This is a genomic window from Bradyrhizobium sp. ISRA436 (assembly GCF_029910015.1).
GTDB lineage: Bacteria > Pseudomonadota > Alphaproteobacteria > Rhizobiales > Xanthobacteraceae > Bradyrhizobium.
Window position 1 is genome coordinate 988,501 of record NZ_CP094519.1, and the last position, 14,080, is coordinate 1,002,580.

Here is a 14,080-nt window from a genome sequence, read left to right on the forward strand (position 1 = left end):
CATGGAGCATATCGCGCAGGCCGTCGATCCCTTCGTGTTCCGGCTGTCGATTTTCGTCCTCGCCGTGTTCGTCGGCTATTTCGTCGTGTGGTCGGTGACCCCGGCGCTGCATACGCCGCTGATGAGCGTGACCAACGCGATCTCGTCGGTGATCGTGGTCGGCGCGCTGCTTGCGGTCGGCGTCGGCATGGTCTCGAGCGGCTCGGGCTGGGCCCGCGGCTTCGGTTTCGTGGCGCTGGTGTTCGCCTGTATCAACATCTTCGGGGGCTTCCTCGTCACCCAGCGCATGCTGGCGATGTACAAGAAGAAGTCGAAGTAAGCGCAAACACCTCGGGATGAGGAAAATTGGGGGCCTGAGATGAGCGCCAATCTCTCTGCACTGTTGTATCTCGTGGCAGGCGTGCTGTTCATCCTGTCGTTGCGTGGCCTGTCGAGCCCGGCCAGCTCGCGGCGGGGCAATCTGCTCGGCATGATCGGCATGGCGATCGCGGTCGGCACGACGCTCGCGAGCCATCCGCCGGCCGACGGCGTCGCCTGGCTGCTCGTCATCCTTGCGGTCGCGATCGGCGGCGGCATCGGCGCTGTCATCGCACGCCGCGTGCCGATGACCTCGATGCCCGAGCTCGTCGCCGCGTTCCACTCGCTGGTCGGCATGGCCGCGGTGCTGGTAGCCGCCGGTGCGTTCTATGCGCCGGAGGCGTTCGACATCGGCACGCCCGGCAACATCCACCCGCAGAGCCTGATCGAAATGTCGCTCGGCGTCGCGATCGGCGCGCTGACCTTCACCGGCTCGGTGATCGCGTTCCTGAAGCTCTCCGCGCGGATGAGCGGCGCGCCGATCATCCTGCCGTTCCGGCACGTCATCAACATCGTGCTGGCGCTTGCGCTGGTGTTCTTCATCGTTGGCCTCGTAATGTCGGGCGGCGCGCTCGACTTCTGGCTGATCACCATCCTCGCGCTGGCGCTCGGCGTGCTCATGATCATCCCGATCGGCGGCGCCGACATGCCCGTCGTGATCTCGATGCTGAACTCCTACTCCGGCTGGGCCGCGGCGGGCATCGGCTTCACGCTCGGCAACTCGGCGCTGATCATCACCGGCGCGCTGGTCGGCTCATCCGGCGCGATCCTGTCCTACATCATGTGCCACGCGATGAACCGCTCGTTCATTTCGGTCATCCTCGGCGGCTTCGGCGGCGAGACGGCGGCCGCGGGTGGCGGCAGCGGCGAGCAGAAGCCGGCCAAGCTCGGTTCGGCCGACGATGCAGCCTTCATCATGAAGAACGCCTCGAAGGTCATCATCGTGCCCGGCTACGGCATGGCGGTGGCGCAGGCCCAGCACGCGCTGCGCGAAATGGCCGACCTCCTGAAGAAGGAAGGCGTCGAGGTGAAATACGCGATTCACCCGGTCGCCGGCCGCATGCCGGGCCATATGAACGTGCTGCTGGCCGAAGCCAATGTGCCCTATGACGAGGTGTTCGAGCTCGAGGACATCAACTCGGAGTTTGCCCAGGCCGACATCGCCTTCGTGATCGGCGCCAACGACGTTACCAACCCGGCCGCGGAAGAGGACAAGAACTCGCCGATCTACGGCATGCCCGTGCTGCAGGTCTGGAAGGCCGGCACCGTGATGTTCATCAAACGCTCGCTGGCGTCCGGCTACGCCGGCATCGACAACCCGCTGTTCTACCGCGATAACACCATGATGCTGCTTGGCGACGCCAAGAAAGTCACCGAGAGCATCGTCAAGACGATGTAGGGCACTGAACCGGGAGTGGCATCGACAAAATCGCATGCCGCGCCGGGTCACGCGCAAACCGCGGATCATTGGCACGGAGCGCATGCGCTGGTTTGCGCTTGCCGGGCTATTCCGGAGAGCATCAGGTCTGACGCCGGGAAGCTGCTCAAAGCCCGGCGCGAGAAGTAGCTACGGCAACCTGGATGGCGTTGGTCATCACAATCCTGAAGTGGCTGCTGATTGCCACTGCCGTTGCCTATATCGGCGGGCTCGGGGTGTTGTTCGTCAAGCAGCGCGACATGCTGTTTCCGATTCCACCGGTCGGGCGGACCGCGCCGGATGCCGCGGGATTTCCTGAGGCCGAAGAGCATGTCCTGACCACCGCCGATGGCGAGAAGGTCATCGTCTGGCATGTGCCGGCGAAGCCGGGGCGGCCCGTCGTCCTGTTCCTTCACGGCAACGGCGACTTCCTGGCCGGCCGCGTGGTGCGCTTCAAGGGAATCACGGCCGACGGCACCGGGCTGGTCGCGCTGTCCTATCGGGGCTACGCCGGCTCGAGCGGGACGCCGAGCGAGCGCGGACTGCTGCTGGATGCCGAGGCGGCCTATGCGTTCGCCACCGCACGCTACAGCGCAGAGCGGCTCGTAGCCTGGGGATTCTCGCTCGGGAGCGGAGTGGCCGTCGCGGTGGCCGCCGAACATCCCGTCGGTAAGCTGGTCCTCGAGGCGCCCTATACCTCCACGGCGGATGTCGCCGGCGCGCTGTTTCGCTTCGTGCCGGTCAGCCTCTTGATGCGGGACCAGTTCCACTCCGACCGGCGCATCATCAGCGTCACGGTGCCGCTCCTGTTCATGCATGGCTCCGATGATCCGGTGATCCCGATCGGCTTCGGCGAGCGGCTGTTCAGCCTTGCCCACGAGCCCAAGCAGTTCGTCCGCTTCGCGGGTGGCGGGCACGACGACCTCGATGATTTCGGTGCGATCCGCACCGCACGGCAATTTATCAACGCCGCGGGAGGCTGACGGCGGCGATTGTCTGTCGCATAATCGGACCAGTCGAATTGAGGGGGCTGACGACATGAGCGCACTCGGACCGATGCCGCGGTCGGCCTGGCTGTTTCCCGCTCTGGCGGCGCTGTTGTTTGCCGCCGTCACGGCGTCGGGCTACGCCTTCGCGCCATCGGCCGGTGGCTGGTTGTTCGCGGTCGTCCTGCTCGTGGTTCTGTTCGGCACGGTGTTCGCAGCCGTGCACCACGCCGAGATGATCGCCGAGCGGATCGGCGAGCCGTTCGGGACGCTGCTCCTGACGCTCGCCGTTACCGTCATCGAGGTGGCGCTGATTGCGACCATCATGCTCGGCGACACGCCGGCGCCGACGCTGGCGCGCGACACTGTCTTCGCCGTGGTGATGATTGTTTGCAACGGCCTGGTCGGGCTGTGCATCTTCATCGGCGGCATCAGGTATCGCGAGCAGGACTTTCAGATCACCGGCGCGAACCTGTATCTCAGCGTCCTGTTCGTGCTCGCGACCATTACGCTGGACATGCCGAACTTCACGCTGACCGCGCCCGGGCCGGTCTATTCCACGGCCCAGCTTGCCGTCGTGAGCACCGTCACCGTGCTGCTTTATGCGGTGTTTCTCTACACCCAGATGATCCGCCACCGCGACTATTTCGTCAGCGGCGCCAACGAGGCGGCCGAGCATGGCGAGGTAATCTCGGACCGCATGCTGGTGATCAGTATCGTATTGCTGCTGGTGGCGCTCCTGTCGGTCGTGCTGCTGGCCAAGAAGTTCTCCATCGTGGTCGATGTCGTCACCGCGAAGATCGGCGCGCCGCCGGCTTTTGCCGGCGTCGTGGTCGCGCTCCTGATCCTGCTGCCGGAGAGTGTCGCCGCGGTGTCGGCAGCGCGCAAGAACGATCTGCAGAAGAGCATCAATCTCGCGCTCGGCTCGTCGATCGCGACGATCGGCCTCACCGTTCCCGCCGTGGCGGTTGCCGCTTATATGCTAGACAAGGAACTCGTGCTCGGGCTCAGCAACCAGCATATGTTGATCCTGCTGCTCACCTTCATGGTCAGCATGCTCACCTTCGGCACCGGGCGCACCAACATTCTGTTTGGGCTCGTGCATATGGTGGTATTTGCCCTGTTCGTGTTCATGGTCTTTGTGCCGTAGCGCTCGCCTGATGAGATACCTGCCGGTCGCGGCCCTGCTGCTCGTGCTCTTTCCGCAATCCGCCGACGCCGCCACGCTCGATGGCGCGGCGATGCGCTGGCCGTTCGCGCTTCCCTTTATCGGTCTGCTGCTCTCGATCGCGGTGGGACCGCTGCTGTTTCCCAAGGTCTGGCATCACCATTATGGAAAGATCGCGGCCGGGTGGGCTGTCGTGACGCTCGCTGCGATCTGGTGGCTTGCAGGCGGCGCGGTGACGCTGGCAGCCGTCACCCATGCGCTGCTCGCAGAATATCTGAGCTTCATCGTGCTGCTGTTCGCGCTCTACACGGTCGCGGGCGGCATCCTCGTCAGCGGCGACATCAAAGGCACGCCGCTGAACAATACGGTCATCCTGGCACTGGGCACCGTGATGGCGAGCATCGTCGGCACCACTGGCGCAAGCATGATCCTGGTCCGGCCCTTGATCAGTGCAAACCTCGCGCGCCCCCACAACCGGCATGTGGTCATTTTCTTCATCATCCTCGTGGCCAATGTCGGCGGCGCTCTAAGCCCGCTGGGCGATCCGCCGCTGTTCGTCGGATTTCTGAACGGGGTGGATTTCTTCTGGACCACGCGGAACCTCTGGCTTCAGACGCTCATCGTGGCCGGTTCGCTGCTGGCGATTTTCGCCGTCGTGGACCTCTGGCGCTTCCGCGGCGAACGACTGGGGGCCTCCGTCACAGCCCCGATTGCGCCGATCAGGATCCGGGGGCTGCTCAATATCCCCCTGATCGCCGCGATCGTGGGCTGCGTCCTGCTGTCGGCGAACTGGAAGCCCGGAATCGCGGTGGACATCATCGGCACCCATCTCGAACTGCAGAACCTGGTGCGCGACGCCATGCTGATCGTGATCGCGCTGCTGTCGCTCTGGCTGACCCGCGAGGAGCACCGCGAAGCCAACGGGTTCACCTGGGAGCCCATCCGCGAGGTTGCGAAACTGTTCGCCGCGATTTTCGTCGCCATCATTCCAGTGCTGGCCGTGCTCGACGCCGGCAAGGATGGCGCCTTTGCCTGGCTGCTGTCGGCCGTCACCGAGGCCAACGGCACCCCCAGGGAGGTGGCGTATTTCTGGTACACCGGTCTGATGTCGGCGTTTCTCGACAATGCGCCGACCTATCTGCTGTTCTTCAAGCTGGCCGGGGGCAATGTCGACAGCTTGATGAATGCGCTCTCGGGCACGCTGGCAGCGATCTCGATGGGGGCCGTGTACATGGGGGCGCTGACCTATATCGGAAACGCGCCGAACTTCATGATTGCCGCGATCGCCGCGGAACGCGGCATCAAGATGCCGAGCTTCTTCGGTTATCTGTTCATCGCCTCCGGCATTCTCGTTCCGCTGTTTCTCCTCTTGACCTTGCTTCCGATAGCCCCTGTTCTCCATTGACGGCGGATCCGGTATTCGCGCGCCAGACAACGCGTCAACGTGGAGAAAATATCATGCTCAGTGCTGCATCGGACGTTCAGGTGGACACGCCGGAGGTGCGGGTCACCGAATGGCGGCTGGCGCCGGGCAGCGCCACCGGCCCCCACACCCATGAGATGGACTACGTCATCGTGCCGATCACCGCAGGCGAGATGACGATCGTGGCGCCGAACGGCGAGCGCTCGAAGGCGCAGCTCGGCGTCGGCAAGTCCTACTTCCGCAAGGCGGGCGTCCAGCATGACGTGCTCAACGAGACCGCCAGCGAGATCGTGTTCCTCGAGGTCGAACTCAAGCCTTGAGACCTGCGCCGGCCATTTCACGGCCGAATTGCGACTCCGGAATGGCAGATCGGTGCCGACGGGTGTGGAAATTCATCGCGCGTTAACGGCTGCACGATGATCTGGAAAGCGGAAGCGGCGCCGCGATTTTGCACATGGAGTCGCCTCCGGCTGAAACTGAAGTGACACCAAAGGTGACGGCGGAACAGGCGTTTGCCACTGATCCGACGCAGTTGATCCCTTAATGTGCCTCAAAGTTCCAGCATGAAATCCGGGGCGGGGAGTGGCAGGGCCATGCTGAGTTACTTGAAGAAATTCGCGATGGACATCTTTCCCTCGGTGGCGGCGACCATCATCGGGGCGTACATCGTTAACCACTACATCGTCGCCAAGCCGGAAGCACCGGCACAGGCGGCGGTGTCTGCTACTGCCACCCCAGTCGTCGCCAAGCCCGCAGAGAAGCCCACCGTCGTCAGCAGCCTCCCCGAAGCTGGCGTGAAGGCCAAGGGCATCTCCGAGAAGACGCTGATCGAACGGTCGGCGTCCGAGAAGGCCACCGTCACCGAAAAGCCGGCTGAGAAATCCGCCGACGTGAAGGCTACCGATTCGCCGGCCGAGACCGCGAGCATCCCTGCCGACACGCGCCATCACTCCGCGCCGAAGGCGGTGGCGAAGCTCACGCCGGCAGCCCCCGCGGCCGAGGCCGCGGTCGCACCGGAAGAGGGACGTGACGCCAATGACCTTGCCCGTGCGGCGATCGAGCGGCTGCGCAAGGAGAGCCCGCCGCGTGCGCAGGAAGCTGTCCGCCAGGAGCCGCGTCCGACCGAGATGGCCCGGCTGCCCGAGGCGCAGCGCGCCGCGACGCCGCAGTCGATCCGGCCCCTGCCGCCGCCGATCATGGTCTCCAACCCGACCGATCAATCGGTCGATCAGTCGTCGCAGCCGCGGCCGCCCTATGCGGCCGATGCTTCTGATCCCGACCGCCTGACTCCGCCGGCCGACATTCCGGTCGCGCGCGCGCCGCTTGATCTGCGTGCCGAGGCATCTGAGCCGCCGCCTCCGCAGGACCACACGGTGGCCGACGACATGCTCTCCGCCGCCAAGTCTGTATTCCACGCGGTTCTGCCGAAGTAAGCCGCCCGAAGACGCTTTAGCCGCCGGTGCGCGCCAGGCTGCTGCGCGCGCCGTCGTCCTTTGGCCGCAGCGCGAGCGCGCGATAGTAGGACGCCGCTGCCTTGGCCTTCTCTCCGAGCCGCTCATAGACCTGGCCGCGGACGCTCCACGCCGCCGCGCTGTTCGGATCGGCCTGAACGGCCTCGTCGACGTCGGCGGCGGCTTGCTTGGCCTTGTCGATCGCGAGGTAGCTGGTGGCACGGCCGAGCAGGGGCTCGGCCTTTCGCGGTGACAGGCCGCTCGCCGCGGTGAAATCCTCGATCGCCTGCTGATGCTGGCCCTGTCCCTGATAGATCAGGCCGCGGCCGTAGAGCGCCTGGATGTTGTAGGGGTCTGCCGCCAACGCCTGGTCGAACTCGGCGAGCGCTTCATCGGGCTTGCCGGAATGTGCCAGCGTCTGGCCGCGGGTCGCGTGATCCCTGGCGTCGCTGATATCTTGCGCGGTGATCGTGTCGGCTGGCTTCTCGGCGGCGGCCGCCGGCTTCGTCTTGTCGTCGGAGCCCCATGACCCGAGGTCGATGGAGCAGCCTCCAAGGGGGAGGGCAAGGGCGATCGCAAGGGCGGTGAATTGCGACGTGCGATGGCGGCACACAGGTCCGGAACGGGGGCGGGGCGCCGGAACAGCCATTATGCAAAATGCTCTTGCAGGTGATTTTGCATTGGTAACCCGGAATGCCGCCTGCTTCAAAACAACAACGCGGGCCCCAGGCCCGCGCTGTTAGACTTCCAGATCGGCAAAACGGTTCAGCGCGGGCCGCGACCAGCGCCTGCGCCACCACGGCCACCGGCACCACGATCGCCACCCGGACCGGCGCCGAACACCGGCTTCGGCTTCATCGGCAGCAGGCCTTCGCGCTGCAGCTTCTTGCGCGCCAGCTTGCGGGCGCGGCGGACGGCTTCGGCCTTTTCGCGGGCCTTCTTCTCGGACGGCTTTTCGTAATGACCGCGGAGCTTCATCTCGCGGAAAATGCCCTCGCGCTGCATCTTCTTCTTCAGCGCCTTGAGAGCCTGGTCAACATTGTTATCGCGGACGAGAACCTGCACGCGGCATCCTCTTTTGAATTGATCGGTTCGGAATTCTGGCAAAGTGAAGCGGCGGCAAAAGGCCTGCCCCTTAACCCTAAGCGCGCGCATGTATCAGAGAAATGCGCTCATGTCCACCAGTGGAGTGACTTTCGGGCCTAGTAAAGCCACGAAATGCGGCAAAACTGCCCCTATGCAGCCTTGATTTGGGTGGTTTGGCGCCGAGATCGGGGCCGCTCCCGGCGTTTTGATAACCCGGACATGGAAATAGGGGAGATGCGACATGGATATGAAGAAATATGCGGCCGAGGCCATCGGCACGTTCTAGTTGACTTTCGCCGGCTGTGGCAGCGCGGTGATTGCGGCCGGCTTTCCGCAGGTCGAAATCGGCCTCGTCGGCGTGGCGCTCACGTTCGGTCTGAGCGTGGTCACCATGGCCTACGCCATCGGCCATGTCTCTGGCTGTCACCCCAATCCGGCCGTCACGGTCGGGCTTGCCGCGGGCGGGCGCTTCCCGACGGGCCAGATCCTGCCCTACATCATTGCCCAGGTCGCCGGTGCGATCGTGGCCGCTGCACTGCTTTACGTGATCGCCAGCGGCGCGCCGGGATTCGACGTGGCCAAGGGCTATGCATCGAACGGCTATGACGCGCACTCGCCCGGTCAGTACAGCATGGTGGTGTGCTTCATCACCGAAGTGGTGATGACCATGATGTTCCTGTTCGTCATCATGGGCGCGACCCATGGCAAGGCGCCGGCGGGCTTTGCGCCGCTCGCGATCGGGCTGGCGCTGGTGATGATCCATCTCGTCAGCATTCCCGTCACCAACACTTCGGTGAATCCGGCGCGCAGCACCGGACCGGCGCTGTTCGTCGGCGGCTGGGCGCTGGCACAGCTCTGGATGTTCTGGGTTGCACCGTTGATCGGCGGCGTGCTGGGCGGCGTGATCTATCGCTGGGTCAGCGACGAGCCGACCGGTGTCGTCGTTGGTGTGAAGACCGCGTGATCAAGCAACAAATGGGATCGTGATCGTCACGATCCCATTTTCATTCGTCAATCTACATTGATCTGTCGGGCGTGACCGTGACTTATGGCTTGCGGGCTGGAGTCACCTGGGTGACGTGGCCCATCTTTCGGCCGGGGCGCGGTGCGCCCTTGCCGTAGAGATGCACGGTGGCGCCGGGCACGGCGAGCCACTGCTCGTAATTCAGGATATCGTCGCCGATCAGGTTGGTCATGGTGACCTCGCCGTGACGCACCGGCTTGCCCAGCGGCCAACCGGCGATTGCGCGGATGTGCTGCTCGAACTGCGAGATCGAGGCGCCGTCGAGTGTCCAATGGCCGGAGTTGTGCACGCGCGGCGCGATCTCGTTGACCAGGACCGTCGGCGCACCATTGCCTGGCACCACGAACATCTCGACCGCCAGCACGCCGACATAGTTCAACGCGGTTGCGATTTTCTCGGCGATGGCGCGTGCCTGCGCGGCGACTGCGTCGGGAATGGCCGCCGGCGCGCGGGAGATCTTCAGAATGTGGTCGCGATGCTCGTTCTCTGTAACGTCGAAGCACTCGACCTCGCCGGAGGCCGAGCGTGCCGCGATCACCGAGATCTCGCGTTCGAACGGCACGAAGGCCTCGAGGATCGCCGACTTGGTGCCGAGGTCCTGCCAAACCCGGTCGAGGTCGTCGCCGGCGCGGATGATTGCCTGGCCCTTGCCGTCATAGCCGAAACGACGGGTCTTGATGACCGCGGGCAGGCCGATGCGTTCGATCGCCGCGCGCACCATGCCGACCGAGGAGACGTCGGCATAGTCAGCGGTGCCGATGCCGAGCTTGCTGACGAAGTCCTTCTCGATCAGCCGGTCCTGCGTGGTCTCGAGGATCTTCTGCGCGGGCAGGACCGGACGTCGCGCGGCGAGCACCAGAGCGGTTGCCGCCGGCACGTTCTCGAACTCATAGGTGACGACGTCGACATCGTTGGCGAACAGCTCGAGCGCCTCGACGTCGGCGTATTCCGCGCAGGTTGCGTTCTGCACCACGTCGAAGGCTGGCGAATCCGGGTCCGGCGAAAACACCTGGCACCTGAGCCCCAGGCGCGCCGCCGCCATGGCGAGCATGCGGCCCAATTGGCCGCCGCCGAGGATTCCGATGGTGTCGCCCGGCTTCAGCTTCACTGCCGTCGAAGCTGTCACGCCGAGGCCTCCGGATGGTCCTTCACCGCATCGGTCTGCTGCTGGCGCCAGGCCACCAACCGGCCCGCCAACGCGGAATCGTTCAGTGCCAGCACGCTCGCCGCGAGCAGTGCGGCGTTGATCGCACCGGCCTTGCCGATGGCGAGGGTTCCGACCGGAATCCCGGCCGGCATCTGCACGATCGAATAGAGCGAATCGACGCCGGATAGCGCCTTCGATTCGATGGGAACCCCGAACACCGGAAGTTCCGTGAGCGCCGCGGTCATGCCAGGCAGGTGGGCCGCGCCGCCGGCGCCGGCGATTATCACCTTGTGGCCGGCAGCCTTGGCTCCCTTGGCAAAGGCATAGAGCCTGTCCGGGGTGCGGTGGGCGGAAACGATCCGGGTCTCGCAGGCAACCCCGAGAGCTGACAGCGTCTCGGCGGCATGGCGCATGGTCTCCCAATCGGACTGGCTTCCCATGATGATGGCGATCGGGGCGGTCATTTCGTCAATTCTGTGCAGGAATCCAAAAGCATAGGCCAATTATAGGGGCGGCCAGGACGTCATCCAAGGCGTGGCAAGGAGGTCAGAATGGACTATCCTGTATTGGTGAATCCCGGCAAGCCTTCATAAGCAGGCCTCAACAAGGATGCGCATGAGGAAGAGGACGACCGCGACCGCCTCCGGGGCGGCAAAACGGCGGAAAAGCACGACAGTTCTACGTAAACCCGGGCCGGGCCGGGTGGGAACCGCGGCTCCCGCGCGGGACTCGGTCGCTGCCAACGATAAATCGACGATTCGCCGGTTGAAGGTGCAGCTGGCGCGGGCCCAGGCCCGGATCGCGGAACTGCAGGCCACAGCCGAAACCGATTTTCTGCTCGATATCCTGAACCGGCGCGGCTTCGAGCGGGAGCTCGCCCGCGCGATCGCCTTCATCCAGCGCTACCATGCCTCGGGTGCGGTGATCGTGCTTGATGTCGATCGTCTCAAGCCGATCAATGATGCGTTCGGTCACGCAGCAGGCGACGAGGTGCTGAAGGCGATCGTTGCCGCACTGTCGGGCGTGGTGCGGGCCTCCGACGTGATCGGCCGCCTCGGTGGTGACGAGTTTGCCATCCTGTTGTGGAATCTCAGCGAGACCGACGCCAGGGCCAAGGCCGCGATGCTGGAAGACGTGATCGACCGGCTGACCTTCGTCTTCCGCGACAGTCAGGTCTCTGCGGGGGCATCGGCGGGGGTTGCGATCCTCGGCACGCATTCGGACGTCGAGCGCGCCCTCGATGAGGCCGACCGGGCGATGTATGTGCGCAAGGCGCAGCGTCGGCACCAGACCCAAGGCTAAGGCACGAGGCTAGAGCGCGCCCAAATCCTCCGGCACCTTGCCGAAGGCCCGCAACAGCTTGGCGTCGCCGAACTCGCCGATCGCAGGATCGCCCGTACGGCTGAACGCGACGGCGCCGATGCTGCCGGGCATGCGCGACATCATCTCAGCGCGCCGCAGCGCGATCGCAGAACTCTGGCATTCCTCGGCATTGCCCGCGACCGGCGTGCCGTCGTCGTCCTGCACGAACGGCAACGCCACGTAATAGGTGACATCAGCCATGATTTGCTCCTCGAAATGGATTTGCTCCTCGAAGATCAGGCGGCGTCGCTCGCCGCCTGCGTCGGTGCCGGTGCACAGCCCGCGGTGATCGCGGCCTGCAGCTCCTCAATCTCGGTCTCCAGATATTCATTGGCCATGATCAGCGCCTTGATGGTGCTGCGCAGGTTGCCGTCGCACATTGCGATCGCCTGGTCGCAGGCCTGCTCGTAGCGGTTGTTGTCGGGCCGGGAAGGCGGCGCGGGCATGGCGAAACTCCCTTTCTATGTCTGGCGGCTGGGTCGATATGTTCTCTGTTTGTTCTGGTCGAGTCAAGAGGGAGCATCGCAGTCGCAAACCCGTTGCCGCGAATGTGAAGCAGGCGGCCGCTGTGGATCACGGGGAAAGGTGTCTGCGCGCGACGAGCCGGTCAACCCGATCGCTTGGCGCTCCCAGGAGCGCGCGTCACGCGATGATGTCGGGCGTGATCTGGTCTTCGATGAAGGCGATGCGATCGCGCAATTGCAGTTTCCGCTTCTTCAAGCGCTGCAGCATCAGGAGATCCGGCGCGGGCGACTGATGCAACGCGTCGATCGCGGCGTCGAGGTCGCGGTGTTCCTGTTGCAGACGTGCGAGCTCGGCGTGGAGTTCGCGCTCATCCTGATCGTTCATGGTGTACGTTAACTGATAAGCACGATAAGGTTGCGGCGGGCGAAGCACTCGCCGCCCGTTGAAATATCGTCCTTGGGCGCGCGGGGCGCAAGCTGAACTGGTTCCATAGTCACGATTGGCTACAGATAGGCGCAGAAACCTGACTGCGGCATTTTGCGTTCCCCATCGACACCTCCGCTCACTTGTGTACACTCGCCGGTCCGGATCGAACCTGAGGTTTAACCCACCGAGGAGTGTTCGTATGGCAATACAGGCCCATCTCGTCGAACTCGAGCGCAAGCACAAAATTCTCGAAAACGAACTGCACGAAGCGCTCGTGCACCCTTCAGTAGACGACCTGCAAATTCTCGAGTTGAAGCGCCGTAAATTGATGGTCAAGGACGAGATCGAGCGGCTGAAGCAGACCGCGGACAGTACCATCCACTAGCCAGTCCCCCCGCAAAAATTAACCAGGCCTTTCCGCATCAGGATGGACGCTCGAGCGCCCATCCTTGGCGGGGTTGTGCACGCTCAAAGCCCGGCCAATTCGCCGACATAATCGGCAATGGCCAGCGATGACGTAAGCCCGGGCGATTCGATCCCGAACAGGTTGATAAGGCCGGCGACGCCATGGTCGCGCGGTCCCTGGATCAGGAAATCCTGGGTCGCGACCGCCGGCGGCACGATCTTGGGTCGGATTCCCGAATAGCTCGGCATCAGCGCGCCGTCCGGCAGGGTCGGCCAATATTTCCGGATCGCCGGATAGAAGCGTTCGGCCCGCGCAGGGTCGACGGCATAATCCATGTGATCGATCCATTCGACGTCGGGGCCGAACCTGGCCTGGCCCGCCATGTCGAGGGTGAGGTGAACGCCGAGCCCGCCGGGCTCCGGCACCGGGTAGATCAGCCGCGAAAACGGCGCTTGCGCGCTACAGCTGAAGTAATTCCCCTTGGCCAGGTAGGCTGTCGGAATCAGTTCGATCGGCATGCCCTCGATGCTGCGCGCGACCGCCGATGCGCCGAGGCCGGCGGCGTTGATCAGGAGGTCGCATGCCAAGGTCATCGGTGCCTCCCCACCAGCCTCGATCTCGATCCTGCCGGCGGCCGCCTTGGCGCGCGTGAGCGGCGTGTAGAACGCAAACGCCGCCCCGGCCTCCTCGGCATCGCCGCGCAGCGCCAGCATGTAGGCGTGACTGTCGATGATCCCGGTGGAGGGCGACAGCAGGGCCGCATCGCAGTTCAGCGCCGGCTCCATCGCGCGCGCGGCCTCGCCGGACAAAAGCTGCATGTCGTCGACGCCATTGGCCGCGGCATGCGCCCGGATCGACTGCAGCTTCTCGGTTTCCGCAGGTGTGGTAGCGACGATCAGCTTGCCGCAATTCCTGTGCGGGATGCCGTGCTCGACGCAGTAGCTGTAGAGCGCGCGCTTGCCGCTGACGCACATCAGCGCCATCAGGCTGCCAGCGCGATAGTAAATGCCGGCGTGGATCACCTCGCTGTTCCGCGACGAGGTCACCGTGCCGATCGCCTCGGCCTCGTCGATGACAATCACTTCGCGGCCGGCCTGTGCCAGCCGGCGCGCCACTGCGAGGCCGATCACCCCCGCCCCCACGATCACGCAATCAACCCTGTCCATATCGTCCTTCAGATCCGGGATTCCGGCGCGATAACACCCTGCCATCGCGCGCAATCATCATCGTTTGCCCTGCCCGATTCACTTGGCAAGTGCTTGGGCTGCCTCGGATAGTTTCTGCGTCCCATCCTGTTAGTGGACTATTAATCATGTCAGGGCAATTGCCGTAAATCAGGCCGCATTTTCAAGTTGCATCGGA

At 64.4% G+C, this 14,080-nt stretch carries 18 protein-coding genes; 10 read left to right on the top strand and 8 right to left on the bottom strand.

The annotated features are described in order from the left end of the window. Position 1 precedes the first annotated feature (1 nt). From MTX23_RS04635 to MTX23_RS04665, 7 genes are all read left to right on the top strand, one after another. Positions 2-319, top strand: coding sequence for a proton-translocating transhydrogenase family protein (locus MTX23_RS04635; protein WP_280975454.1), 318 nt, complete (start codon positions 2-4; stop codon positions 317-319). 39 nt (positions 320-358) lie between these two features. After that, the gene (locus MTX23_RS04640) at positions 359-1,756 is read left to right on the top strand and encodes an NAD(P)(+) transhydrogenase (Re/Si-specific) subunit beta (protein WP_280975455.1); all 1,398 of its coding nucleotides are present in this window, start codon (positions 359-361) and stop codon (positions 1,754-1,756) included. A 182-nt stretch (positions 1,757-1,938) separates the two neighbouring features. After that, the gene (locus MTX23_RS04645; RefSeq protein WP_280975456.1) at positions 1,939-2,757 is read left to right on the top strand and encodes an alpha/beta hydrolase; all 819 of its coding nucleotides are present in this window, start codon (positions 1,939-1,941) and stop codon (positions 2,755-2,757) included. Positions 2,758-2,812: 55 nt separating this feature from the next. Further along, positions 2,813-3,910: an ionic transporter y4hA gene (locus MTX23_RS04650; protein WP_280975457.1), complete on the top strand. Its 1,098-nt coding sequence runs from the start codon at positions 2,813-2,815 to the stop codon at positions 3,908-3,910. Between the two features lie 10 nt (positions 3,911-3,920). Further along, a complete protein-coding gene (locus MTX23_RS04655; RefSeq protein ID WP_280975458.1) occupies positions 3,921-5,333 on the top strand; it encodes a sodium:proton antiporter in 1,413 nt (470 codons plus the stop codon). A gap of 53 nt (positions 5,334-5,386) precedes the next feature. Continuing rightward, positions 5,387-5,671, top strand: coding sequence for a cupin domain-containing protein (locus MTX23_RS04660; protein WP_280975459.1), 285 nt, complete (start codon positions 5,387-5,389; stop codon positions 5,669-5,671). A gap of 273 nt (positions 5,672-5,944) precedes the next feature. Next, positions 5,945-6,784, top strand: coding sequence for a hypothetical protein (locus MTX23_RS04665; RefSeq protein ID WP_280975460.1), 840 nt, complete (start codon positions 5,945-5,947; stop codon positions 6,782-6,784). A 16-nt stretch (positions 6,785-6,800) separates the two neighbouring features. Here the strand turns inward: MTX23_RS04665 and MTX23_RS04670 are convergent, their stop codons facing one another. Then, positions 6,801-7,451 (bottom strand): tetratricopeptide repeat protein, encoded by a 651-nt coding sequence (locus MTX23_RS04670; RefSeq protein ID WP_280975461.1) that lies wholly within the window; start codon positions 7,449-7,451, stop codon positions 6,801-6,803. A gap of 116 nt (positions 7,452-7,567) precedes the next feature. Further along, positions 7,568-7,867, bottom strand: a complete 300-nt coding sequence (gene rpsU / locus MTX23_RS04675; protein ID WP_280975462.1) for a 30S ribosomal protein S21 — start codon at positions 7,865-7,867, stop codon at positions 7,568-7,570. Positions 7,868-8,174: 307 nt separating this feature from the next. On the opposite strand from rpsU, the gene aqpZ reads away from it, so the two are divergent. Then, on the top strand, positions 8,175-8,852 hold the full coding sequence (gene aqpZ, locus MTX23_RS04680) for an aquaporin Z (RefSeq protein WP_280975463.1): 678 nt from the start codon (positions 8,175-8,177) through the stop codon (positions 8,850-8,852). A gap of 82 nt (positions 8,853-8,934) precedes the next feature. Here the strand turns inward: aqpZ and MTX23_RS04685 are convergent, their stop codons facing one another. Beyond that, positions 8,935-10,038, bottom strand: a complete 1,104-nt coding sequence (locus tag MTX23_RS04685; RefSeq protein WP_280975464.1) for a 5-(carboxyamino)imidazole ribonucleotide synthase — start codon at positions 10,036-10,038, stop codon at positions 8,935-8,937. Continuing rightward, positions 10,035-10,523, bottom strand: a complete 489-nt coding sequence (gene purE, locus MTX23_RS04690; RefSeq protein ID WP_280975465.1) for a 5-(carboxyamino)imidazole ribonucleotide mutase — start codon at positions 10,521-10,523, stop codon at positions 10,035-10,037. The genes MTX23_RS04685 and purE overlap by 4 nt, the downstream gene beginning before the upstream one ends. Positions 10,524-10,830: 307 nt before the next feature. Here purE and MTX23_RS04695 point away from each other — a divergent pair, with 307 nt between their 5' ends. Further along, the gene (locus tag MTX23_RS04695; RefSeq protein WP_348637565.1) at positions 10,831-11,361 is read left to right on the top strand and encodes a GGDEF domain-containing protein; all 531 of its coding nucleotides are present in this window, start codon (positions 10,831-10,833) and stop codon (positions 11,359-11,361) included. Positions 11,362-11,370: 9 nt separating this feature from the next. Here the strand turns inward: MTX23_RS04695 and MTX23_RS04700 are convergent, their stop codons facing one another. The 3 genes from MTX23_RS04700 to MTX23_RS04710 form a co-directional block, all read right to left on the bottom strand. Further along, a complete protein-coding gene (locus MTX23_RS04700) occupies positions 11,371-11,622 on the bottom strand; it encodes a hypothetical protein (RefSeq protein ID WP_280975467.1) in 252 nt (83 codons plus the stop codon). A gap of 35 nt (positions 11,623-11,657) precedes the next feature. Continuing rightward, positions 11,658-11,867, bottom strand: a complete 210-nt coding sequence (locus MTX23_RS04705; RefSeq protein ID WP_280975468.1) for a hypothetical protein — start codon at positions 11,865-11,867, stop codon at positions 11,658-11,660. Positions 11,868-12,063: 196 nt separating this feature from the next. Further along, a complete protein-coding gene (locus MTX23_RS04710) occupies positions 12,064-12,270 on the bottom strand; it encodes a DUF465 domain-containing protein (RefSeq protein WP_029085523.1) in 207 nt (68 codons plus the stop codon). A 241-nt stretch (positions 12,271-12,511) separates the two neighbouring features. Here MTX23_RS04710 and MTX23_RS04715 point away from each other — a divergent pair, with 241 nt between their 5' ends. Continuing rightward, the gene (locus MTX23_RS04715) at positions 12,512-12,697 is read left to right on the top strand and encodes a DUF465 domain-containing protein (protein WP_280975469.1); all 186 of its coding nucleotides are present in this window, start codon (positions 12,512-12,514) and stop codon (positions 12,695-12,697) included. Between the two features lie 83 nt (positions 12,698-12,780). On the opposite strand, the gene MTX23_RS04720 is transcribed toward MTX23_RS04715, so the two are convergent. Further along, entirely contained in the window at positions 12,781-13,884 is a 1,104-nt protein-coding gene (locus tag MTX23_RS04720) for an NAD(P)/FAD-dependent oxidoreductase (protein ID WP_280975470.1), read from the bottom strand. Between the last annotated feature and the right edge of the window lie 196 nt (positions 13,885-14,080).